This is a genomic window from Microvirga sp. P5_D2 (assembly GCF_054049475.1).
Map to the genome: position 1 here is coordinate 33,477 of NZ_JBFUMH010000018.1, position 21,533 is coordinate 55,009.

Annotated in this window: 13 protein-coding genes; 2 read left to right on the forward strand and 11 right to left on the reverse strand. The window is 60.1% G+C overall.

All coding sequences use genetic code 11. The features are described 5' to 3' along the window. Positions 1-18: 18 nt before the first annotated feature. The gene (locus ACXJKO_RS08225; RefSeq protein ID WP_457090601.1) at positions 19-1,137 is read right to left on the reverse strand and encodes a hypothetical protein; all 1,119 of its coding nucleotides are present in this window, start codon (positions 1,135-1,137) and stop codon (positions 19-21) included. A 376-nt stretch (positions 1,138-1,513) separates the two neighbouring features. Between ACXJKO_RS08225 and ACXJKO_RS08230 the strand changes: the two genes are divergently transcribed. Both ACXJKO_RS08230 and ACXJKO_RS08235 read left to right on the forward strand, forming a co-directional pair. Beyond that, the gene (locus ACXJKO_RS08230) at positions 1,514-1,744 is read left to right on the forward strand and encodes a hypothetical protein (protein WP_457090602.1); all 231 of its coding nucleotides are present in this window, start codon (positions 1,514-1,516) and stop codon (positions 1,742-1,744) included. Next, positions 1,668-1,979: a GcrA family cell cycle regulator gene (locus ACXJKO_RS08235; protein ID WP_457090603.1), complete on the forward strand. Its 312-nt coding sequence runs from the start codon at positions 1,668-1,670 to the stop codon at positions 1,977-1,979. Before ACXJKO_RS08230 ends, ACXJKO_RS08235 begins: the two co-directional genes overlap by 77 nt. Before the next feature lie 203 nt (positions 1,980-2,182). Here the strand turns inward: ACXJKO_RS08235 and ACXJKO_RS08240 are convergent, their stop codons facing one another. From ACXJKO_RS08240 to repC, 10 genes are all read right to left on the reverse strand, one after another. After that, positions 2,183-4,639: a S8 family peptidase gene (locus tag ACXJKO_RS08240; protein WP_457090604.1), complete on the reverse strand. Its 2,457-nt coding sequence runs from the start codon at positions 4,637-4,639 to the stop codon at positions 2,183-2,185. A gap of 15 nt (positions 4,640-4,654) precedes the next feature. Next, positions 4,655-5,638, reverse strand: a complete 984-nt coding sequence (locus ACXJKO_RS08245) for an AAA family ATPase (protein WP_457090605.1) — start codon at positions 5,636-5,638, stop codon at positions 4,655-4,657. 445 nt (positions 5,639-6,083) lie between these two features. After that, positions 6,084-9,605: an AAA family ATPase gene (locus ACXJKO_RS08250; protein ID WP_457090606.1), complete on the reverse strand. Its 3,522-nt coding sequence runs from the start codon at positions 9,603-9,605 to the stop codon at positions 6,084-6,086. 3 nt (positions 9,606-9,608) lie between these two features. Beyond that, positions 9,609-10,844, reverse strand: coding sequence for a metallophosphoesterase family protein (locus ACXJKO_RS08255; protein ID WP_457090607.1), 1,236 nt, complete (start codon positions 10,842-10,844; stop codon positions 9,609-9,611). A 275-nt stretch (positions 10,845-11,119) separates the two neighbouring features. Further along, positions 11,120-16,711 carry a DUF3320 domain-containing protein gene (locus ACXJKO_RS08260; protein WP_457090608.1) on the reverse strand — a complete coding sequence of 1,864 codons (5,592 nt, stop codon included), beginning with the start codon at positions 16,709-16,711 and terminating at the stop codon, positions 11,120-11,122. Positions 16,712-16,989: 278 nt separating this feature from the next. Continuing rightward, positions 16,990-17,280 (reverse strand): excalibur calcium-binding domain-containing protein, encoded by a 291-nt coding sequence (locus ACXJKO_RS08265; protein WP_457090609.1) that lies wholly within the window; start codon positions 17,278-17,280, stop codon positions 16,990-16,992. A gap of 12 nt (positions 17,281-17,292) precedes the next feature. After that, positions 17,293-17,973, reverse strand: coding sequence for a thermonuclease family protein (locus ACXJKO_RS08270; protein WP_457090610.1), 681 nt, complete (start codon positions 17,971-17,973; stop codon positions 17,293-17,295). A 57-nt stretch (positions 17,974-18,030) separates the two neighbouring features. Next, complete coding sequence (locus ACXJKO_RS08275; protein WP_457090611.1) at positions 18,031-19,491, reverse strand: trypsin-like peptidase domain-containing protein; 1,461 nt, start codon at positions 19,489-19,491, stop codon at positions 18,031-18,033. Positions 19,492-19,650: 159 nt separating this feature from the next. Continuing rightward, positions 19,651-19,920: a WGR domain-containing protein gene (locus ACXJKO_RS08280; RefSeq protein ID WP_457090612.1), complete on the reverse strand. Its 270-nt coding sequence runs from the start codon at positions 19,918-19,920 to the stop codon at positions 19,651-19,653. A gap of 269 nt (positions 19,921-20,189) precedes the next feature. Continuing rightward, positions 20,190-21,344 carry a plasmid replication protein RepC gene (repC, locus tag ACXJKO_RS08285; protein WP_457090613.1) on the reverse strand — a complete coding sequence of 385 codons (1,155 nt, stop codon included), beginning with the start codon at positions 21,342-21,344 and terminating at the stop codon, positions 20,190-20,192. Between the last annotated feature and the right edge of the window lie 189 nt (positions 21,345-21,533).

The window sequence follows — 21,533 nt, forward strand, 5'->3', positions numbered from 1 at the left end:
ACCACTCCGCTCTGCTGCCTATGCAGCCTGACCAACCGGCTCGGGCTCGTTGACAGCTCCGAACCGGAGCAAGTTCGTACTTAAGATTCCGTCGCGAGGCCCTCGAATATGGGGCGAGATCCACCTTAAGCGGCGCAAGGTCCCTCCGGGGCCATGAGGCTGTAGCCGGAAATGCCCGCGGACCTCGGTGCGCCGTCCGAGTTTTCTGCCCTGCCCTTGTGCCGTGTCAACTGGACGCTCGAAACTGCCAGAAGTAGCGCCGATCTTATAAGCCTTAAAGAAGCTGAACTTCTTGGCGACTTCTTGCGCATTCCGTCCACGACGTCTTGCGTCGTCAAGTGGCGCATAGCTTACTATAGGCCAAGGCTTTTGGTCCTTCACCTCCTCCGCCGTTCCCATATAGGTAAGAGCAAGCAGGCCAAACGACTCGATATCCTCGAGCACGTCGTTGATGACGACACCGGCTCGTACAGCTGCCTGTTCTACAGGCTCAGTAAAGTCATTCCCAGGCTCTGGCGAGCAGACGAGTGGGTAAATCAGACTACCATTCATCCTGTTATCATTGATGATGATCCTCTTATCCTCAGTCCAGCCGATACGACGCCAGTTGTTTTGCCCTGGGGGTGTAAGGATCGCTGTGAAGTTGACCTGCTCCCCATTTTGATTTCGATCCCCGCCGATGAAGAGCGCGCGCACTTGCATTCCCTCTCCGATCATCAAAGAACGGTCAGGGAGATCGAGGTAGGTAAGCTTTCGCCGCAGTGCCTCTGCCCGGCCACGCTGACGGATTTCACGGGAGATGGTGGCACCGCTGAGTGCATTGACAACGTTAGCAGACAGAACCGCAGCGGTCGGAGGCTGGCTGTCAAGTGGTAGAACAAAGCGCGCAATCGTCGTTTGCCACAAGATCTGTGACATCATCTCGTGAGTGATCCTCAGGTTCCCTGCCTTCCAGACGTCGTACATCTCGATGGTGATGGTCGAGTAGAGTTTAAGGGCACATCCGTCGTCCTTGGCCGCCCTCAGTAACATCTCACGGACGTCGCCAAGAGGGACAGACCCGGCGTTTGACGCCTTCAGAACCCTCCGTGCACGCAACCGGTAGCCCTTTGCGTATGCGTCAAGCCAAGTCTGCATCCGACATTCTCCCTGGTTCTCACTATGGAGGTACCGGATCCACGGATTGCTGTCCGGAGGGAAAATGCGCTGACTGGAAGGATTCGTTGGTTGAGCCTTCAGGATTGAGACTCATCCAGCGGTGCAGAGGAGGGTTATGGGCGTAGTTGCCGTCTCTAGGCAAAATCCAGATTTTGCTCTGGCTGGTTCGGGTACGCTCGAAATCCATCGATCGTGAAATTGCTTCATGATGTAGAGTGATCATTCACGACAGCTGACACAGATGATGAAGGATCGTGAATGGTTTTCACGACCACGCTGAAGCTGGAGCTCGGTCCAGTGATCCTCTCGTCGGGCATGATGGCGATCGCGCGGGCGCTACCAGCGCGAGGGCGGTGTGACCCATCTTATTGCCGAGCATCTCATTGACCTGTCGGACCTTCTACGCAGCGTCGGCGACAGGGACCATACCTTCAGCATGGGCACGGACGCGGTGATGAGGAAGATCGGGACACGCGACCAYGTGCGCGAGGGCCCGAAGGAGGTCATCGATGCGCTGCCCATCGGGATCCGTGAGCAGCGGGCCGAGGTGTCGGTCATCCGTGTCGCGACACGCGACTTCCGCTGATCCAACCGAACGTGCAAAGGTGTCCTTGATGCAAGAGCCAGACCCGAGACAACGGACGAAACTGCTCAAGATCGGAACGCGGCAATGCCGCTACATCGTCTCCGACGATCCCCGTTGCGCCATCTGCTGCGGAGCCCCGACGCGGGAGGGATCGAGCTGGTGCGACTGGCACCGGAGGCTCGTCTACATCCCAGCGCAACCCGTCAAAATCCGGCGTGACACCCTGGCGTCGTAAGTAGGCAGCTCGGAACGAGCCGTCCGAAACCTAGCCAGGATGCTCATACCCACGGATAGCCTTCTCATTCTGCAACAACCTTAAGGCCAGACTGACACGTCGCGCCGCATCCTGTGCCCGTCACAGGCCTAGCCCCAGGACCGCTCCGTCACGTGCCACTAGATCCCGTCTCACGATAAAGTGAACCGACTCTGCGTATGACCCTAGACCTCGATTGGAACAGGAAGTCGGTTCGCGATCGCTGTGTAAAGGTCAAGATGAGAGTTTGGCGCTCTGATCGAGACTAAGATCGCGTAACGCGCGGGTCGATCCCAACGTTGAAGACCAGGTTTTTCCTTCCACCAGCCGCTAATAGGGAATACGCCGATCGCGTCGCGTTCTGCGAGTTCCGCTGCGCTGCCCCGCCAGATGTCTGAGTGGATCGAACCTCTGTCCCGGATGTTGGAGCMAAGTACCCAGCCATCAGTACCTACGGCTGCGAACTGCCCCTCTTCCTCAGCCTCCGCTGCCCGGTTGATGCGTTGCCGGAACTGTTGAAGAGTTTCGAGAGAGCGCTTCACCGCGAACCTAAGGGAGTGTGATGAGTAGCGATGCCGCCGTGTCCAACCACGCTCGCCTGGGTTCGGCTCGACAAAATAAGACAAGGTTACCCGAAGCTCGACATCCTGATCACCAAGGGTGAGCAATTCATCACGTGGCCACGGCAGACGATGCAGGTTCATGTCACGGGTCTTGATTTGCGAGCGCTCTTTGCGAAACGGGAGCAAAGCGTCTTCGACCATCAAAGTCGCATCGTCGCTCGCGCTATAGAGAGCCCGCGCAAGATCGGGGACACCCCAACCATACCGGCGCAACATTGCCATCTTCTGACTCTGTGAGGATCCATCGATGCGCCCCCGCATAGCAGAGGACCATTCTGCCGAATGCACTACGAGCGCACGTGCAGTCTCCGGCCACAGTTGCGGCTGTTCCGCAATGATACGAGCCGCGAAGTTCGCGCCGAGTGCAGTGGCTGCACTCGTATCCCCAAATGTCTCGAAGAGGCGCATGTGCGGGCGGTAGTGGCTGGTAATGAGTTGGAGATCGTCGATTGCGGAAGCAGGATTAATCCCATCATGGGCGAAATTGCCACCCTCGAAGACAACATCCGGTCGGATTGGCCACTGCCGCTCCCAAATGCTGGAGGTGCGGCTTGCCGGCGACAAATCGCCGGCAGGTGCAACAGCCTCCCAACCCGCATAGTCTGGATGAGTGACTGTAACTCTATCTGTATACGCTCCAACTACAAGGGCATTCCAAGCCTGCGCCGGACTTTCAACCTCCTCTAGGTCATTGCGATCAGGATAGGCATGGGCCTCAATGTCTCCTCGCAGGTTCCCTGCGGCCAAAACCATCAGCCGCCTGCGATCACCTCCACCATAGCAGAGCTGATCAATTGCCGAGGACCAGGATGAGGGCCGACCCCGGCCAAGCCCAACATCGCTCGTTATGGCCATGCAGAACACCCGCCGCCGCCGCGGCGCGTGCTTCTCGGCCTTGCGAATTCCGTCGCTGGTTAATGCCCCATACAGCTCAGGATCACTCTGTCCCGCTGGTGGGAGAATCTTCACGGTTTCAAGTCGATGTCTCAACTCGACCGGAGCGCCATGACTAAGCGCAGTCTCAAGATCACCGTAGAGCGCGACGCCAGCCATCGAGGTACCGTGCCCGTTCCAATACGCACTGTCCCCGACACCCCAAGAATTATCGTACGTGTGCTGGTCGGCGGCTTCCAAAGCAGGTTCGATCAGGGGGTGAGCTCGCGTTGCGCCGCTGTCGAGGATACAAATTGCAGGCGCCAAGGCATCCGGCGGGTCGATCCGCTCGACGAGATCGCCCGCCCAGTCTGCCTGCTCGGTCGGTCGCATCTCAAGGAAAAGCGATGGGGTGTCCTTGGCGATACGAAGCTCTGCGACAGCATCGGTGTTTTCAACCAAGCGCGTCATAGTTGCCTCATTGKCAAGCGCGAGCACTACGTCACGCTCGGGAAAGCTGATCGCGTGCTCCTTCAACGCGACATTGAGGCGCTGAGCTACCCTGCTGAAGGTGTCCAGACGCCCATCTCGGATCCAGACCTCCCACCACACTTCTCGCCCGGATGCTGGGAACAATGCCATATGGTCAGTAAAGAGCGAGCGTACCACCGCAAGCCTAATATCGTCGATCCGGGCAACTAGGTTCTCATTCTTGGGCCGACCTGTCCGTGTGTCCTCGTCACGGTACTTCTCGATCTTTTTGGTGAAGAAGTCCGCTGATCGTTCGGGCACGAACACGGTTGCCGAGACGGTGTCCTCACCGCCAACTCCAGGCCGCACTGCTACCAACTCGATCGCCGCTGGCTTGTTCTCCAATCCTTCCACCGCAGCTCGTTCCGCGGTCGGTATCTCAAACTCTAGGTAAAATCCCTTCTCACCTTCAGCAATCGCCTCATCACGAGCTGCAATTTTGTCGCGAGCCACCGCAATAGCTGTACCGATAGCTACTCCAAGCTTCTCGGCATGAGCGGCTCGAACTCGTGCAGGTGGCAAACCGGTGATGACTGTCCGAGGTGAAGTATAGGCTTCTGGCTCTCCGCCACCTTCGACATGGAAGTGCGGCCGGTTGCGGGGGGGACGTGCCATTGATAATCGACTACCTCAAACTGCGGCAGCTCTACGCTCCGTCAAGGTCGAGAGCAAGGTCGATGTAGAAATATCATCCTGATCTGACAAGACGGCGATCTTCGCCGCCTCGTCGGCCGCCCGTGACAGCTCGGCTTGGCTCAAGCCTCCCGTCACCTCAAGAACGGATGCCCAATCAATGGCCTGTAGATTGAACCCACTTAGATGCGCCTCCAAAATACCTCTTGCAATCTCCATTGTCGGCAGATCGTACATGATGATGTCATCAAATCGGCGAAACAGCGCTTTATCGAGCAGTTCTGGATGGTTTGTTGCTGCTACAATTACACTTGGGCCGTCATCGTTCTCTAAGAACTGTAGGAAGGAGTTAAGGACACGCCGAATTTCGCCTACATCATTTGGACCGGAGCGTTGCGCGCCAATCGCATCGAATTCGTCGAAGAAGTATACGCCCCGTTGAACCGCAATCGCATCGAAGATCAGACGCAATCGAGTAGCAGTTTCACCCATCAGCTTGCCAATTAGGCCGTCGTATAGAACGGTAAAGAGTGGAAGCTTTAGCTCACCCGCCAGTGCAGCAGCAGTCATTGTTTTGCCTGAGCCAGGCGGCCCAACCAGAAGTAATTTACGGCGTGGTGTGAGACCGCGTGCCTTGAGCCGCTCCTGCTGGCGCTGCTCTGTCAGAACCCGTGCCAATCGATTGTGCAGATCTGGTGTTAGCACCATACTGTTGAGGCGGATGTCGGAATAACGAGCAGCAAGCATGCTGCTCAGTTCGCCCTTAGGCTGTGCTAACGGCACGGGTCCAGCGCCTCGCCGGCCTACTGATGCGCCCCTTCCCTTTGCAGTATCAATTAACTCCCGCAGTTCCTGTGCAAGCTTGCCATGCCCTTGCCGCGCTTCATGCGCGGCAAGCTGCGTCGCCACCGACAGGAATCGGTCATCATCTCCGGCAATATGACTCTGCAGCAGAGCAACTATATGACGTGATGTACTCATTGCACCGATCTGAGCTTAGGGGATCAAAGGACAACATCCTGCCGATCAGGGTAACCCACCAAATCGGATAACGATGCATTTGTCCAACCAATTTGGCGGTAGTGGTTACTGCTCACGATATCGGTTGCAATCTTTCGTACCAAACCTAGCTTCGAGTTCCGAGGATCGGAACGAGACTTGCTAATCCTAGGCTGCCTCCTAAAGGGGCCGAAGGGCATTACCCTGGGACAGCCACTCGGCTGCGGCCTGTCACGTGCCCGTTCCGAACACTGTCGCGGTGCAGCTTGCCCGCTGATCCCAGAAGTCCGAGTTCAGTCTGAGACAGATCAAACCGGCTCGAGGTGTTTCATGGCTGACCTAACCAGTAGAGGGAAGCCGCTGCTGGACCCCGCAGCACATTGGCATACCTATCATCGTGCTATTGTTCTGATCTTCTCAATGCCCTTCAAACAGCGAGGGCGACCCGTGCTGGAGCCGCTAGCTGAACCTCACTGAGGTCCACTACGTCAACCTTCGACCCAAGCCGCCTCCGTGCGATGTCCACGATGTGGGAATGGTGCGTGAACAGGATCGGCTGCACCGTGAGGCCGAAACTCGCCAAGGTCTCCAGACCATGACCGGCCCTTTCATCATCAAACGTCGCGAACAGATCATCACCGATGAAAGGAACAGCCTCGGCCCTCGACGCATAGTCCTGTAGGTAGGCAAGACGCAGTGCAAGATAGAGTTGATCGACAGTACCCTCGCTCATCTCGCCTGTGGTGAGCGTCGTCCCGGAAGCGCGCCGGGCAGTGAGGCGGGGAACGTCATCATCCCCGATTGCCTGCTCCAGGCCAGTGAATGCTCCGGCAGTTAGCGCATTGAACAGAATACCCGCTCTCGTCATCAAGGGGTTCTGGTTCGTCGCATGGTGCCGGGCAAGGGCGGCACCGATCAGGAGAGAGCCCAGCTTGTGGACCAAGTACTCCCTTGCAGTCTCCAAGATTTGAGCCTCGGCAACGTGGCGCATCTGGTGGGCCTCCTCAGCGCCGACACCGCCCTCGATTTCGGCCAAGCGTGTTTGGTGCCGATCTCTGACGGCGTAGACCTCCTTGCCTTCCTGGTCGAGTTGGGTGTTCGCTTCGGTAAGCCGAATGAGCTCAGCCTCGGCACGATCAGCATCGAAATCGGCGAGCGCTGCCCGCAACTCTGCTTCGCTATGCTGCTCCGTAGCTGCGCCTAGCTGCTGGCGAAGTCCTCGGAGCAAAGCCTCGATCTCCGAACGGGCCTTGATATCAGCAATCAGCGATCTCAGGTCCGCTTCGGCCGGCTGATCCACTGCGGACGCTGCCTCCGCCAGTGCTTTCTGCACGCGCTCGCGGACTTCACTCGTGGTGCGAACTTTGGCGCGTGCACGGGTGAGACGCATGCCTAGGTCCTCACGGAGAACTCTGACCTTCTTCGCCTCGCCGACGCGAGCCTGGAGCTCCTTCACCGCGCTGTCGAGAGGAAGCGAAGTTAGGTCCGGAGCTAGGTCGGTAACGACCGCCCGAGCCTCGCTCTCAAACGGTCCGATCGTGTCCCGCTCCATTCCGCGGACGCGCTTGCGGAGGCTGTCGAGTTCCTTCTGAAGGCCTGGCAGCCGCTGCCATGCGGCGCTGGCGGCCGCAGCTTCGGCCAGCGACGCACCCGGCTTCAGGCCGATCGCCGCTACCGCCCTATCGAAGCAAACCCGCCATTCCGCGCAAGCCTGTTCGCCCTGCTCCTGAGCCTGTTGGAGGTCCCCTATTCGTCTTCGGGTCTCTGCAAGGAGTGCTTCGTCCTCCCGGGCCTCCGCCCAGCTCCTGGCCATGGCCTCGATCGTCTCCTCCACGTACCGGGCCATGATCAGGACATCCGCTCCCTCATAGGGTGCGAGCCTGAGCTCGTTCGCGAGTCCGTTCAATGGCACCAGCAGCGCGCGGCCGTGCTCCTCAATGGAAGCCTGTTCGTCCTGTCTCCCGCGGAGGGTGTCTCGGCGCTCCAGAAGCGAGGTCRCCGCGCTGCGCCAAGACTTCATGTCCCTCGGCTCGAGCGGAACGACGCCGGTGGGAGACCAAAGCTCCTCCCACTCGGCCAACCCGGACCCACGCGCGCGCTCGATCTCTTCCAAACCGCGGGCAAGCTCGGCTTCCTTTGTGGTTTCCTGTTCCAGCCTGCGATTGAGATCCGCTATCGTAAAGACACGCTCGGCGTCGGCAGCGATGTCGTCGGCCAGTCGATCGGCGTCGGATACGAGTTGCTCAAACCGAAATACGCCTTCAGCAACTTTCTCTGGCTGAAACGCCTCCTCGCCGAACAACGCGGAGCGGATCAGGCTCCATGCCTCCCAACGCTCCGTCCTCGTGGCATCCAGTTGCTCCCGCGTGGGCACGTCCCCCTCTCGACGAAGCGTAGTGAGCTGAGCCCGGAGCTGTTCGACTCCTGCCTCGCACGACCTGACCCGATCGGTTTCCTGCGCCGAACGCGCGGTGAGCTCATCCAGGGTAGAGCGATAACGCTCGATGTCCTCGGTAGACGGTAGCGGAGCGGCGGCAAGCGCCTCCAGATTGTCAATCGAAGGCCTCAGACGAGCCGCTTCCTCGCGGAGGGTACGGATATCCCTTGCAAGCGTCTCAGCCGCTGCCCTACCGCTCTCGACCTTCTTGAGGTCGGGCTTCAGAGCGGACAGGCGACTGCGGAACGGCGCCGGGTCGACAGGCGCATCGGTTTTGGCGCGGCGTCCGGCGTGGGCCTTAAGTGTGGCCTCTTCCGCGCTCAAAGTGTCTCGGATGGCGGTCAGCCGTTCCAGCAGGGAGCGGCCTTGATCCATGTGTTCCTGGACCCGGACCAGCCCGGCATCAGTTGGACGCCTTTCAGCAAGGTCCTTCCCAGGCCCGCAGCCGAGCCTCGCGCTTAGTTCAGCGAGATCCCCTTCCAGCTTGGCCGCCTCGGCCTGAACCCTCGGGCGATCGCGCAGCGTTAGGCGATAGGCTTCGACGCGGGAATACAAACCGTCGATCCTGGCCGATTGGGCAACAAGCTCGTCATTGACGCGAATGCTGTCGTGCTCCAGCTCGATCTCTCGCTCTTCAAGGCGTGACTTCTCCAAGTCTCGGATCGCCTCGTCATGCTGGTCGAGAGCCGTCTCGAGCTCCCTCAAGTTGACATTGCTGATCTGCGGGAGCGCTCCGAAGCCCTCCAAACGCTCTATCTCGGCATCGATCTGCCGGATAAGGGGTTGTGCAGCCTTGAGCCGCTTGAGCCGAGCGAGGTCCGCGATGCCGTTGGCCTTCAGCTCACTGATCTCGTGCAGACGCGCCTCGGCACTGGCGATTTCGGAGAGGATCGCCTTGTAGTCGCTGCTGCGAAGCTCCTTGTCCTTGATCGTCTTGCGGGCAGCCTCATACTGACCCAGCGCCTGGTGCAGGCGACGATCCCTGGCGCGAGGGGCGAACAATCTGGCCGCATCTGCGTCCAATTGGGAGCGAATGTCGGAAAATCCGCGCAGGCCGGAAGCCGCCGTAAACAATGCGGTCGCGAGGTCACCATCACTGTCGCCAAGTTCCTTTGCGCTTGCGCGGAGGGACGCGGCATTCAGGCCGAAGGCGCGCAGGAAGACCTCACGGCCAATGCCGCCAAGGAATGGGACAAGCGCGTCGTCTGCGAGTTCCTTGTCGTGGGCGTCGATAAGGGTGCGCTTGTATCCTTTGCGGCGCCTGAATGTCAGCGCAGTCCCGTCCTCCCGCGCCACAGTGGCCCCGATACGAAGATCCTTGCTGTCGTGCAGGAAGTCGAAGTCGGTGCTCTTCTCGAATCCGAATAGTAGATCCGCAATTGCGGACAGGCACGTGCTCTTGCCGGCTTCATTCGGTCCGTAGACTACATGCAGCAGTGCGTCCGTCCTGAAAGTCAGGCGCTTGTTGGTGAAGGAGCCGTAGCGTTCGAGATCAAGACTGCGCAGTCGCATCGATCAAGCTGCCTTTCCAGTCATGGCCCGTGCTACGACGAGGCTTTGCGCCTCAGCCATCAGCATGTCCAGGTCGTTCAGTTCTGGAGTCCCCGCGAACGACTGCGGAAGCTTTTCCAGCAATGCGCCCACGATCTCGTGAGCTGACTGGCGCAGTTCCGCGTCATCGGAGAGGCCTGCGAGCATCGCGATCGGGTCCAGACCACCCAACTGGTTCTCCTTCGGCACCACCAGAGCCGAGGTCCGGATCTCCAGCTTCTCAAGCCATATATCCTCGTGGATGTGATGAAGGACCGCCTGCAACTCGTCACGCAACGTACCGCCCGCAGCCCTCAGATGGTCATGCAAGGGGGTTTCACCCGTGAGTGTGATGCGCAAGGCGAGAAGGCGCTCACCGAGGTCAGCGGTAGCGCTCTCGGTTTCCCTGCGGATGGCAGCCGCAATTTCGGCATCGGTTGCAAGGCTCGAAACATCGACAGCGATCGCTGCCCACCGGGCGCTGTCCACAATGACCCTTTCGACCGTGCGGACCTCCCCATCCCTGACTTCCACGATCACCGCGCCCTTCGCCCCACGTTCACGGACACTCCTGCCTTGCAGATTCCCCGGGTAGACGATCCAAGGGTTCTGGCTGAGCACTCTGTGCTCATGGATGTGACCGAGCGCCCAGTACTGGTATTCATGTGCCGCCAGTTCTTGGACTGAGCACGGAGCGTAGGTGGCGTGCGCCGACTTGCCCTCGCATGAGGAGTGCAGGACGCCGATGTTGAACCAGCCCGGCACCGCGGCCGGGTACCTGAGGCTGAAGTCGGCCGCAGTCGCGCGGTCCTCATAGCTCCAGCCATGAACTGCGACCTTCAGGTGCTCGATGTGGTGGGTCTCCGCCTTCCTGGTGCCGAAGACGGTCACCCCCTCGGGTTTCGGCATCGTCTTGGTGACGACACTTTCCGCATCGTGGTTGCCTTTGACGACGTAGACCGGAATGCCCTCGCGGGTCAGCCGGGAGATCTCCCGGTTAAAAAACAGCCCGACGGTATTGTCCTTCCACTCGCCATCGTAGATGTCCCCCGCAATGACGGCGAAAGCAACCTTCGCGCTGATTGCTTGGTCAATCAGGGCATGGAACGCCTCCCGGCTGGCAGAGGCGAAGCGCCGTGCAATCTCGGGATCCTTGGCCGAAAGACCAAGCAGAGGGCTTCCGAGATGAAGGTCGGCGGCATGCAGAAAGGAGAAATTCACGCTGGGCTCGTGTTGCTCCGGATGGGAGCCAACCTTGGCCGTTCAGCATTCCGACGAGCAAGCCTGGTGCATAGTTTTCCCCGGTTTTCACACCCCCGGCCTTCGTCGGGTATATACCCGCCTCGGTCATGCCGACGTTCAAACCGGATTATCTGCTTACGGACTCAGGATTGAATGTTCTCGGATCAGGTCAGCCAGACATACTGGCGCCGTCATCGGGATAAGCGACAAACGGTGCCAGTGCTCTGAATCCCCCTTGACGTTTCACCCGGCAATTACCAGCCTACAAGTTGTTCGGCTGCTCGCGGGGCTCCCACTTCTATTGCGGATGACGCCAGAGTCAGCATAACTCCGTCTCGAACCAGCTTCCCCTCAACAAGAAGTCCATCAACCACTTGGCTGATGACACCTCTGAGCTGCGCGCTGGTCGCTTTGAAGCCGAGAAGACGCGAGATGCTCAGGGCAATCTCTTCATCGGTCGCTCCGAGGTTCGTCGTCACAACCTGAATGACACCGACAGCAATCTCACTTGGTGCGATCATCTCCGGCTTGCGCAACCCAGGTGACATCACGTTCCGTCGGTCGCGAAGTTTCGTCTCCGCTTCCGGGAGGAACAGGAATGATCCCGTTCGCTCGATACGTCCCCGTGAAACGGCCAGTTTCACACCCTCTTCGACAGCAGCCTGGATCCTTGCTCCAGCCCGTTGCAGGCTCCAAGTGCCTCTCAGTCGCGCGACCACCTCATCGATGTGGACAGGGGTCTCCACCTTGACCACCTGCTCGACCAGGTCAGCCATGATCCCGACAGGCGTCTCGTGCAGTTCGTATGTCCCGGGTCGGGAAGGCGTCGCCTCGACATAGAGCCGCTCGGAGAGCCCGTCCTCTACAACATCGGCCAGACCGATTTCGGTCACGTCCGCCCGCTCGACTGTCACGACCTCCACGGGTACCGCCCGATGGCGCTGGGCACCGAGTTCAATACGTTCGTCGAGTTCGACTTTGGCCGCTTCGATTGCCGCGATGGTGCGCTCCAACTGCTCCTGTGGCCGCTGGAACCAGTCGGTGCTCCAGATCCGGTGAATGATCCATCCGTGATCCTCAAGGACGGCTTGTCGCAACCTGTCGCGGTCCCGGGCCGACCTCGAGCTGTGGTAGGCCGCACCATCACATTCGATGCCAATGAGGTATCTGCCGGGCCGCTCCGGGTCCGCGATCGCGAGGTCGATGAAGAAGCCCGCAATGCCAACCTGCGGGTGGACCTGGTAGCCTCGTGCCTGAAGCGCGTTCGCCACCTGCTCCTCGAAGACGCTGTCCGCCTCGCGCCCGCTCGTCTGCGCCACTGACAGACGGCCAGTACGGGCGTAATGCAGGAAGAGCTTGAACGCGAAGACACCCTTGCCCTTCGCTCTCTCAAGATCGATGTCCTCGTCCGTAATGGACGAGAAAACCTCGCAGCGCCGCTTCGCACGGCTGATCAGGACGTTAAGCCGGCGCTCGCCTCCGTCGGCACCCAACGGACCGAAGCGCATAGCCATGTAGCCTTGGGGATTCCTGGCGTAACCCACCGAGATCATGATCACATCGCGCTCATCACCCTGCACGTTTTCGAGATTCTTCACGAAGAACGGCTCGCTCGGATGGGCGTGGAAGAAGTCCTCGGTGTCGGGATTGAGCCGCCTGAGGACCTCGAGTTCATCCTGAATGGCTCGGCGCTGAGACACCGAGAAGGTCGCCACGCCGAGGGAAAGGCCGGGATGAGTCTTGGCATGTCGGATAATCGCCTCGGCTACGGTCCGCGCCTCGATCGCGTTCGTCCCGGTCCCTCCAGAGTCAAAAATGCCGTTGGGAACGTGGTGGAACCGCAATCCCATCCCGGCTTCCTGAGTGTAGGGGCTGGGCACGATGAAGAGCTTGTTCTCGTAGAACTGGCTGTTCGAGACCGCGATGAGCGACTGATGCCGGCTGCGGTAGTGCCAGCGCAGCATGCGCTGGGGAAGACCTCTTGCCGAGAATAGTCCAAGGATGCTCTCGATGTCCGCGACCTGAGCGCCCTCACCGTCATCATCCTCAGCCTGCCCCCCGGTCATCTTCGCGAAGAACTTCGTCGGTGGGAGCTGCCGCTCGTCCCCGACGACAACGACTTGCCGGCACCGCGCGATCGCACCGAGTGCGTCGACGGGCTGAATCTGACTGGCCTCGTCCATGACGAGGAGGTCGAAAGTCATGCGTCCGGGTGTCAGGAATTGCGCAACGGACAACGGGCTCATCATCAGGACGGGCTTCAAAGCCTGGACAGCGGGACCGGCCCTCTGCATGAGCTGGCGGATCGGCATATGGCCGCGCCGGCGGGCCATCTCCGCCCGAATGACCCCAACGGGACCTACACCACCGTCACGTGAAGGGATGCGACGGTGGTGGGCGCACACGACCTCGAGGCTTGCTGCCTTAATGCGCTCCCGATCAAGGTTCGCAAACTCGCGGGCGAGCCGGCCGTGGAGGTTACCGTCGAACCGCCCAAGGTCCGGCTCCTTCGCCACGAACTCAGCCAGCATGGCCTCATAGTACGCCATCTCGAAGGTCGCGTGTGCGGCAGCAGTCTCAAGCCTGCCATCGGAGAGATGGTCGATGATGGTGCCGAGACCCAACGCGTGGCCGCGGTCCGCGCGCTCGCGATACGATACCCACTTGGAAAGCTGCTCGGTATTGGCAAGCCAGAGTCCGAGCCGGTCCGATAAGCCCGACAGAGGCATGGCGCCGTCGGAAGCCACTCCAAACAGCAGGGTCGGTCCGCTCTTCAACGAAGAGAAGAGTTCGCGAAGGTCCGACGAGATACTGCTTGCATCCTTCTCGGCGCGCTGGCTCCGATCAGCGACCTCCTGTCGTTCGGGGAGCCGTGCCGCGAGGAAGCGCAGCGATCCGTGCCGCGTGATCCAGTCCACGGCAGCTGATAAGCGCTCCCAATCTGAGGAGATCCCGTTCCATGCCTCTCCGAACGCGGACCGTCCCAGATCCTCACGCGCGGCGAGCGCGCGAGCCACCTGCTGCCAGGCAAACAGCGAGCGGATCAACTCGAGACGTTCCGGCAACCGCTCGGGCATGGTGCGCAGAACCTGTCGGCTCAGGTCATCGGCCGCCACGAGCGCCCGCACGCGACCATCGACGAGCCCGAGGTTTGCGTGCTCGATCGATGCCGCGCCATCGAAGGCAGCCGGCGCAACGGACCCGAGATCGGACCAGAGCGACTTCAGCAGGGGCGAGATCTCATCGAGTACCCGCTGTAGCTGGGCCGAGCGCTCCCGCACCTCGGATCGCTCCGCGAGTCGGCCTGCGATCAGACGCGGTTCGGCGCCAAGACCACGTAGTGTCCTCATCCATGCCACGAGGGCTCCCAAGGGTGCCGACGCCGAACGCTCCCCACGCCAGTCGGCGCCGAAGGCCGACCGGCCGAATGCATCCCCGTCCCTGATGGCTTTCGCTGCGGCTTGGCCCTTCATGAGCTGGTCGAGCAGTTCGATCAGTTCCGGCGCTGGCATGTCCGGGGTCCGGACGATCGTCCGGACCAGCGCCCTGGCCTTGCGCCAATCACCGCTGAAGTACCGGAACAGCCCGGTGTTCATCGCGAGCGCCTGCCGCGCGGCAGCGACGTCGGTGTTCCAGGCCACGTCGAGGAGACGGTCTCCGACTTGGGCACGAACGGTCTCGAGAACCGCGACAGCGTCAGTAAGATCGCCAGCCTGCTCGACACCCTGATCCCAGATGGCCGCCGCGAAAGCCTCGGGACTGGCGTCCGGCGCGGCGGCAACCCGCTCGCCCATCGACACGAGACGCGAGACTGCGGCGAAGGTGTCGACCTCGCCCGTCGCCCCCAATTCCCGCTTCAGCCGTTCCGCATCAGTCCACAGGCGCAGCAACAGGTCCGCCAGTCTGCGCATCCGATCAAAGGCGCTGGCCGGAAAATCCTGGGGCAACCACGCGAGCTGCGCCTCCAAGCCGTCGACTGAGGTTTGGAGAGCTTCTGTAGAAACCGACGGTGCAAGCTCTCGTGCCCTCCGCTCGAAATCGAAGCCCAAGGCGACGAGCCCTCGAATTCCATCCGCATGTTCGTCCCAGACCGAAGCCGCGAGGGCATCGGCGGACAGGGTTGGTGCGGCCGCCAGTACATCCGCCAGCTCGCGAAGTGGCACGACGTCGTCGAACGTGCCGGGATCCGGGTGCTCGAGTGTGCGGGCAAGCTCGCCGACTTCGACCCGCAAAGCGTCTATACGTGCCTTCAGGCCCTCGATCCGGGGAACCAGCCGCTCGAGTGTGGTCGGGAGGATCATATCGAGGCCGACCCCGTTCCAGGGATGACGCGCCGGTAACCCGATGTCCTCGACCCGCTGAACCAGCTCGTGAAGGATGCGGCGACGCTCGCTGAGATCGTCCGGCGACCACGTTGTTGGTCCATCCAGTGTCAGGTCGACGGGACGCTGGCCTGCTTGTCTCAAGCGGACGAGATGCCCAAGAACCTGATAGGGGCTGAGCTCCGAGGGAGCATGGCGACGGTGCAGTCGCGTGGCGTGTCCGTTCAGCACATCCCGGGCCTCGACCAACCTGCCCGTCAACGATCCGGGGAACTCTCCCCGTGGCGAGCCGAGATCCCATGTCCGGCGCAGTTCCTCGAGGAGGATTCGTTTGTTCGCTTTGTTGCTATGGAGTTCAAGGCACGCGTCGCCGACGCCCGCTTGGTCGAGGCGTCGTTTCACGACTTCCAAGGCAGCCATCTTCTCCGCGACGAAGAGGACGGTCTTTCCATCCGCCACGGCGGACGCGATCACGTTCGCGATCGTCTGTGACTTGCCCGTTCCGGGCGGTCCTTGGATGACGAGGTTGCGGCCCTTGCGCACATCGTGGACGGCCAATGTCTGCGACCCATCGCTGTCGACAATGTGCAGCATCTCCGATGGTGAGATGTGAGCATCGATATTCACATCCTCGGAGAGGAGCTCATCGCGCGCGGAGAACCCGTCCGCAAGCAGTCCGCGGATGAGCGGCTGCTCCGTCAGCTTGCTGTCCGCCGGCCAGCTTTCAGGATCGAGATCCCGGTACATCAGGAACTTGGCGAAGGAGAAGAAGCCGAGGACGACATCATCAGGGTTTACTGACCATTCCCGCTTCGTCGAGACCGCATCGGCGACCTCGGCCATGTACGCTGCCGGGTCGAAGTCATCTCCTGGCTCGAACTCCGGGAGCTTCAGGGCGTGTACGCGGTCGAGGTAGGCCTCTAGGGAGAGGTTTGAGGCTGGATCCTCCTGCCGCCAGCGCAGGCGAAATTTCTCGCCCGCCGTGCCGCGATCAAGGCTGACGGGAAGGAGGATCAGCGGGGCGTATCGGATGTTGTCCTTGTTGTTGGGATCGATCCACTTCAGCGTTCCCAGCGCAAGGAAGAGGATGTTGACGCCCTGCTCCTCCTCGAGCGTGCGCGCATCGTAGTAGAGATCGAGCAGGCGCTTCTGAAGCCCCTTCGGGGTCATCCGCGTCTGGAGTTTCGTGTCGGCATGGCGCCGTGATACCCCTCGCACGTCGATTTCGTCAGCCTCCTCCGGCTGCGTCAGCTCGACTGAGGATGGATCCTCCTCCTCTGCCCCGTCGCGATCCTCGCGCCCAGGGACAAAAGTGAAGGCCTTTCCGTCCCGCACCAGCAGCCGGAAAATCTCAGAGGTCTTCTCGTCGACGATCTCGATCGTCTTTGCACTCTTGGAAAATCGCGGGATGTTCAGGAGGCGGTTCCGGGCCGAGAGGTCCAGCAGCTCCATCCTCGCCCGATCAAGCTTCGTCTCAAGTGGCAGATTGCTCTGAAAGACGGAAGCATCTTCTACAAGTGACATTGGAAACCATAATCAGGAGAGAAATCTCCTGAACTAAATCTCAACTCAAGACACGCATCAACTGGAGGCTGCCCTCATAGTGGCAGGAATTCGCTTAGCGTAGATTGCAGGCAACACAAAACGCTTTGCCATTAAGACTGGCTACTTGCCATTGGCCCGATATTCTCGAGCCAAGCACTGAGCAGGCTACCGCTTCGCAGCTCGGCGTCACATCCATGGCGGTCGTCTCGCCCTCGGTTGGCTTCTACGAACGCACTAATCCGAACTGGGACAGGGCTTTAACAGTCGATCTCGCCTTTGATCTTCTCGACTTCCGAGCGCGAGCTACAGACATTCTCGCAAGGGATCCCGTCACTGTCGGCATCGGCCCGACGGTAGCCGCCGCACCACATCTGAACAGCTTCCCGGCATGTGCTGGCTGCCTTGCAGGATCTGGCTTGGGCAACTTGGAAGGGCCGCAGGTTCTCCAGCCTGTCGAGAAGAGGCGACGAGCCAGGTTGATCGAAGGCAAGCGCGGATCCAAGCTGGCTTCCTGCCACGACCAGCCCAAAGACAAGTGATTTCAGCATTGCGTTTTCCCCCTACCCTCTTGGCGCACGCCAGCCGGCGGCTTTGGCTTCATCCTCTGAACAAAACCAGCGCTCGCCCTTGGCTTCATCGATGGTCGTGCGAGCGTAGTTACGGCTGCCCGGCAGATGGTAGATCCGCTCCGAGCTTGAGATGTTGCCCTTGATGGCACACTGGTGGTCCGATCCTGTCGAGGCCTCGTTGGGCAGCCGTTCACCACGGCGCCACCCCCACGGCTTGACGAAGGTGCCCGCCCACAGACCGCGCTTCGCCCGTCGGGCTTCGTCCTCCTCGCCAGAATAGCGGCCATCGGAGTATTGAGTGTATTCGACCGCCCAGCCCTGTCGGATGAGTTGGCCACCGATGTCCCGGCCATTGGCCTCGCAGGTGGCGACGATGCGACCGTAACGATCCCGGTCCTGTTCGTTGCAGGTTACCCGACCGTTGCGGCCGATGATTGACGCGAGCGCATCGGCTGCCTTTGAGCCACAAAGATACCGAGCTCCGGATGCGTCATTGCAGATCTGCTGGCTTTCCGGGCCGTCAACGCCATACAGGCGGATGCGGGCTTTCTCGCCTCGGATGGCAATGGTGTCTACGTCGATAACATCGGCCTGACCTGAGAGGGATTGAGCTGTCACAGGTGATGTCAACGCGATGAAGGCAAAAGCGACTAGAGCGGAACGCAAACTCATTTTTCAGATCGAATCTTTGAATGGTCAGGAATGGATTGGCTGGTCTTCAATTTCTGATTATTCGCATCGTATCAGCACACTGATCTGCTTGGCCTGATCGGCGAGGTCGGCTGGGGCCACGACCTGGCTCGCTGTGCCCTGCTCGACAGATACCTGACTGCTCTCCAGGAAGCTGGCCGCCAGCGATCCCTTGATGGCGAAGTTGACGTTCTGAGGAATGTCGCCATTCGTTGCGACCATCACATTGAGAGCATTGAGTTTGGCCGATACGACACCTACGACATTGCCGTTCTGGTCAAAGAGCGGACCACCCGAGTTTCCGGGCTGCACCGGGGCCGACACCTGAAGGTACCTGCTGTCATCCTTGAGCCCGGAGAGGGCCGTGACATTGCCAAGGGTGAAGTTGCCCGAACTGGACAGAAGCGTGGTCAGCGGGAAGCCAAATGCAGCAACTCCCTCGCCGAGCCGGATACCCAGTCGCATACCTGCTACCTTGCTGGGCCTTAAAGGCGTTCTGAGGAGAGCAAGGTCATTGGTGCTGTCTTTGGCCAGAACTCTACCGGAGACAACATCACCGTTGTCGGCCTTCACATCGATGGATGAGCAGCGATCCACGACATGAGCATTCGTCAGCACATGCCCCTCGCGGGACACGAAGAACCCGGTACCCGAAGACGAACTTTTTCCGTCAGCTTCCACCTTCGGCGTTGGTGCAGGAGCTTTAGGTTCTGAGGGGCGAGCGACCGCGACCGTTTCCTGAGGCGGCGTCATCGTCGGAGCCTCGGTGAAGGGAGCCCCCGTCATGGTTGCCCAGAGGGAACCAGAAATGAGGGTTGCCACCCGCTCCATGTGAAGGTGGGTTTCGCTGCCCTGCCAGAACAGAAAGAAGCCCAGCACGCCACGCCCATCCTCATGGAACCGGATATAGGCATCGAGACCATTGGCTGTGGACATCGATACGACGAAGAAGTCCGGCTTCAGGATCTTGTAGTGGACCCTGCCGCCCTCGGACAGAACCTTCTCGAGGAGACTCTGGTAGTTCGCGACGAGAGTCGTGCCGCCGAAATACGAATAGGCCAGGGATGCCCGACCCTGGGGATCTGACCAGGAGATGCCGTTCTCGTCTCTCTTCGCAACCAGTCCAAGGCCGAGCGGCACCCAAATCGGATGGCCACGGCTGGGATGGGGGATGGGACGGATATTCCATGTCTGCAAAAGAGGCATCGCGCTATTGAGCACCTGCCCGAACAGGTCTGCATCAACGGACCCATTCGTGATCCGCCCGTAGTCCCGCTGGTAATTCGAGATGGCCTCGAAGAGCCGGTTGCTGAAGTTCACGTTCGGAACGGCAGGCCAGTATCCGTTGGCGGTCAGCAGGACCTGAAGCTTGATCCGCTCATCGATTGTCAGCTGGGAGAAACTTTGCTCGGCTTGCTGATAGCCAGCGGGTCGACGTTGAGCAACCGCCGGTTCCGCCATGGCGAACAAGGCGATCAGTAGCAAAACCCAACGCATCATCAAACTTCCCTACACGGCGATACTTGCCACGAGAATGCCACATTTCAGCTTTGGAGCGCTATAGCTTTGGTGACGCGCCCGTTGTTTTAGCTAGCAATCATTCACTCCGGGTTAGGTCTACGGGTAACTCAGGCGTCGCAGAAGTTGAAATTGTACTGGCTAGGGATACGGCCCCACCTGCCCGCCTCTGAGCAGATAGCCGCGTCGCCGCTTTCGCCGGAGCCAGGTCTCGAGGGCTTCCATTGCACATGACTGGTTTTCGTAGAGCTCGACCCTCCGCTGGCCTGGTCGACCAATGCGGCCCCACTCACGGATCAGGGTAGCATCACCAAACAGGCTGCGCTCGATCGACAGGACATAGTAGCGAGCCATGTTGCAGCTTGGATCACACCTGTGAAGGATCAGATATTGGATCGTGTCTTGAGCCATGCGCCAGTGTCGCGCGGGCACATGGACGAGGTCCAATCAAAGTCCTGAATCCTTTGAGCTCTAACGATTCACATCAGTGATGAAGTCTGTTGGCCGCCCTTTCCGATCAAAGCCTCCTGTGTGACCAACCTCGCTGACGGCTGTGCCCTCATCACGGGTGGAGCTGTGCTTGTCCGACCGATCTGCAACTGAGACCGAGGACCGCTTCGCTAACAGGTGTCCGGTGCACACACGACGGTCATGGTGTCTTGAGGATAAGACCAGCTCTCTTACGACATTCTTCGCCTCCTCATGGCCAAGAGTTCGACGGCGAGGTCAATTTTCCCGGATTTCACCATACGGGTTAGCGCGCGGAAGTAGCCGCCCGGGTTCTTGATCCGGCTTTCCCCGCCGTTCTTGGCGACGTCGTCCTCGTAGAGCTGCAGGACGTAGATCACGGCTATGGCCGCCCTGACAGTGCCAATGTCTTCCACCGCCTCGGCCCAGGCACTCTCGTGCGCTCCGAGGGAGGCCCGCAGGTAGCGCCCGGCGGCCACGATATCGCTCAGGTCCTGCACCGGTTGGCCGTAGTCGCCCAGGGTGGGGCAAGCCTCAAGGATCAATTCTGGTGATAGGTGCTCCGCGGTTTGTTCGTTTGGAAGAACCGCCTCAGCTTTCTTCGGAAAGCCGTTGTTACAAGACTCACTAGGAGATCCGTTGTTGTTATTATTGTGCCGGAATCTGGTTCCTCCATTGCCCGTATCTAAAAAGGCCTGTTCGGCGCGACTTCTCAACAGAGACCAATCGTCAAGGATACTTGCGGGAAGAGAAGCTTTCGAGCGGGCTGGGGTTCTGGCTTTAAGAGCTTTCAGATCCTCTTCCAGAGCGGTCCGATCGAACTCCGGATAATGCTCGGCAAGGGCGCTGATTGCCTCTTCGGTCGCTCGCCGGCAAATGGTAACCTCATCGAAGGCTTGCTTTTGGGTCTGCCGCAACTGCTTCTGCTCAATCAACAGCTTGGTCCACTCGCCCCGTCGGGCATAGACCGGCGTCAGATCGAAGCCGAAGGCATCGATAATCTCACCTGCTAAATCTTTGATGGCATAGCGCTTCCCGTTTGGGGAATCTTTGGGAATGATCAGCCCGAGATCAGTTAGCCTACGGATGGACTTCCTGATGGCGCGATCCGTCAGCCCCGTCCGGCCGACGAGATAGTCGTTGGATGGCCAGACTAGGAGGCGCTCCCAGTCCTGCTCGCCCCAGCAGGCCACGAGTTCCGACAGGACCACCCGGGGAGTGGTCGGTAGTTCCAAAGCTTTTACGGAATCCCTGGCCGCCGCGGACAGTTCTTTACGCGTTACTGTGCGCCCTGCTTCGAGCGCAAGTTCTCTCGTGGCCAGAGCAGCATGTCTCAGCCGCCGGCCTCCTGACGATGCGAGTTGCATCGTACCCTCCATGTTGAGGGCAAAGCGGGAGCGCTCACCGAAACCGATGCTCTTGACACTCAGCTTGTCGGGATGGCATAAGGATGCTGCAACACATTCGCTTACGCCCACCCCTCGGTGGGTCTCCAAAGGCCCTCGAAGTTTCCAGCTTCGTGGGCCTTTTGCTTTGCCTGGTTTACGTCACGACAT

Bases quoted from the DNA above. Each gene is read 5' to 3' on its own strand.
- ACXJKO_RS08225 (WP_457090601.1), bottom strand. From the start codon at position 1,137: ATGCAGACTTGGCTTGACGCATACGCAAAGGGCTACCGGTTGCGTGCA.
- ACXJKO_RS08260 (WP_457090608.1), bottom strand. From the start codon at position 16,711: ATGTCACTTGTAGAAGATGCTTCCGTCTTTCAGAGCAATCTGCCACTT.
- ACXJKO_RS08280 (WP_457090612.1), bottom strand. From the start codon at position 19,920: ATGGCTCAAGACACGATCCAATATCTGATCCTTCACAGGTGTGATCCA.
- ACXJKO_RS08245 (WP_457090605.1), bottom strand. From the start codon at position 5,638: ATGAGTACATCACGTCATATAGTTGCTCTGCTGCAGAGTCATATTGCC.
- ACXJKO_RS08265 (WP_457090609.1), bottom strand. From the start codon at position 17,280: ATGCTGAAATCACTTGTCTTTGGGCTGGTCGTGGCAGGAAGCCAGCTT.
- ACXJKO_RS08235 (WP_457090603.1), top strand. From the start codon at position 1,668: ATGCGCTGCCCATCGGGATCCGTGAGCAGCGGGCCGAGGTGTCGGTCA.
- repC (WP_457090613.1), bottom strand. From the start codon at position 21,344: ATGCAACTCGCATCGTCAGGAGGCCGGCGGCTGAGACATGCTGCTCTG.
- ACXJKO_RS08270 (WP_457090610.1), bottom strand. From the start codon at position 17,973: ATGAGTTTGCGTTCCGCTCTAGTCGCTTTTGCCTTCATCGCGTTGACA.
- ACXJKO_RS08275 (WP_457090611.1), bottom strand. From the start codon at position 19,491: ATGATGCGTTGGGTTTTGCTACTGATCGCCTTGTTCGCCATGGCGGAA.